The organism is Micrococcus sp. iso_26, assembly GCF_056172975.1.
This window is the reverse complement of the sequence record NZ_JBWBTV010000006.1, coordinates 1-2,169: the sequence shown is the minus strand read 5'-3', so window position 1 is coordinate 2,169 and position 2,169 is coordinate 1. Positions and strand designations below refer to the sequence as shown.

Sequence of the window (2,169 nt, the reverse complement as noted above, 5' to 3'; positions counted from 1 at the left end):
GGAGTTCCGGCTCCCCGTCGGCACGCTGACGATCAACATCACCGGGTCGCTGCTGCTGGGGATCATCGTCGGCGCCGCCACGCACCTCGGCGCGGTGCCGGTCGCGGTCCTCGGCACCGGGGTGATGGGCGGCTACACCACGTTCAGCACCGCCAGCTTCGAAACCGTCCGCCTCGCCCGCAGCGGACGGATCACCGCCGCCGCGATCAACGGTCTCGGAATGCTCGTCGTCTCCGTCGCCGCCGCGACCGCCGGCATCCTCCTCGGCGGCACCCTGTGACCACCCCACTCACTGACCACCCACCCGCTCCAGCACCGGAGGTACCCATGCTGTTCGACGTCACGATCGAGATTCCCCGCGGCAGCGGCAACAAGTACGAGGTCGACCACACCACCGGCCGGATCCGGCTCGACCGGGCGGTGTTCACCAGCATGGTGTTCCCCCAGGACTACGGCTCCATCGACAACACCCTCGGCGATGACGGCGACCCCCTCGACGCCCTGGTGCTCCTGCCCCGTCCCACGTTCCCCGGCGTCGTCATCACGGTCCGGCCGGTCGGGATGCTGCGCATGGTCGACGAGAACGGCGGCGACGACAAGATCCTCACCGTTCCCGCTGGCGACGACCGCTTCGCGCAGCTGCGGGACATCACCGATGTGCCGGAACACACGCTGGCGGAGATCGAGCACTTCTTCGCCCACTACAAGGAGATCGAGCACGGCAAGCACGTCACCACCAACGGGTGGGCCGACCGTGCTGCTGCCGAAGCCGTCATCCGCACCGCACAGAACGCCCACACCCGACACCCGTGACCCACGGGTCCACAGACTGCCGCGGGGAGGCACTGGCGCTGAGTGATCGCCAGCAGGTCGTCCCTCCGCCTCCCCGCGGCTTCCCCTTCCAACCACAGACCAGCTCGACGCATGACCCGAACCGAACCGAAGGAGCGTCACCATGAACGACTACATCAGCGGCATCCACCACCACGGAGCCCATCAGGGTGAGTACGTCACCCACCACGACCACCCCGTCACCATCGACGCCGTCCACGGCGCCCGCATCCTCGACTCCCGCGGCTACCCGACCGTCCGCGTGTCCCTCGAGCTCGACGACGGCCGCACCGTCACCGGGGACGCCCCCGCGGGCGCATCCACCGGCGCCCACGAAGCCGTCGAGCTCCGCGACGGCGGTTCCGCGTTCGGCGGCCGCGACGTCACCCAGGCGCTCCACCTGATCGACACCGACATCTCAGGGCTCCTCACCGGCCGGTCGTGGTCGGCGATCGGGCAGATCGACGCCGCCCTTGCCGAACTCGACGGCACCACCGGGTACCGCCGGCTCGGCGCGAACAGCGTTGTCGCCACCTCGATCGCCGCATCCAGGGCCCTCGCCCATGCCGCGGACCTCCCGCTCTGGCAGTGGATCGCTGAGATCACCGGCTCGACGCCGCGGATGCCGGTCCCGCACTTCAACGTCCTCAACGGCGGCGCGCACGCAGCGAACGAGCTGGACTTCCAGGAGTTCATGATCGCTCCCGTCAACGCAGGCTCGATGGCAGACGCCGTCCGAATCGGCGCAGACGTGTACCACGCTCTCGCGGCGCTGGTTCGGGACCGGTTCGGCAGCCTCGGCCTCGGCGACGAGGGCGGTTTCGCACCGTCGATCGCTGCGCCCGAGGAAGCGCTCGACCTGCTCGTCGACGCGATCCGTACCGCCGGCTACGAGCCGGGCGTCGATCAGGTGGCGATCGCGCTCGATCCGGCCGCGAACGAGTTCTCCCAGGGCGACGGCTCCTACCGGGTGCTCAACGACAGCCTCGACCGGGACGGGCTGGTCGACTACTACCGGCACCTCATCGACACGTATCCGATCCGGAGCATCGAAGACGCGTTCGCGGAAGACGACCATGAGGGGTTCCGCCGCATGCAAGCGGCGCTCGGCGACCGGATCCAGATCGTCGGCGACGACCTCTACGTCACCGACCCACAGCGGATCCGCGACGGCGGCGAGCAGCAGCTGACGAACGCGGCACTGATCAAGCCGAACCAGATCGGGACCGTCTCCCAGACCCTCGGCGCGATCGCCACCGCCAAGAGCATCGGGATGGCCAGCATGGTCTCCCACCGTTCTGGGGAGACCACGGACACGTTCATCGCGGACCTCGTTGT

The 2,169-nt window shown here is 69.1% G+C and carries 3 protein-coding genes; all 3 read left to right on the top strand.

The features are described from left to right. Nucleotides 1–280: fluoride efflux transporter FluC (locus AC0VX0_RS12210; protein ID WP_475452163.1), on the top strand; the 280-nt coding region annotated here is incomplete at its 5' end. A gap of 47 nt (nucleotides 281–327) precedes the next feature. Further along, nucleotides 328–813, top strand: coding sequence for an inorganic diphosphatase (locus tag AC0VX0_RS12205; RefSeq protein ID WP_002854167.1), 486 nt, complete (start codon nucleotides 328–330; stop codon nucleotides 811–813). A gap of 142 nt (nucleotides 814–955) precedes the next feature. Further along, the coding region (gene eno, locus AC0VX0_RS12200) for a phosphopyruvate hydratase (RefSeq protein ID WP_475452160.1) at nucleotides 956–2,169 on the top strand (1,214 nt) is incomplete at its 3' end.

Excerpts from the sequence above, each read along its gene's own strand:
- AC0VX0_RS12205 (WP_002854167.1), top strand. The coding sequence starts at position 328 with ATGCTGTTCGACGTCACGATCGAGATTCCCCGCGGCAGCGGCAACAAG.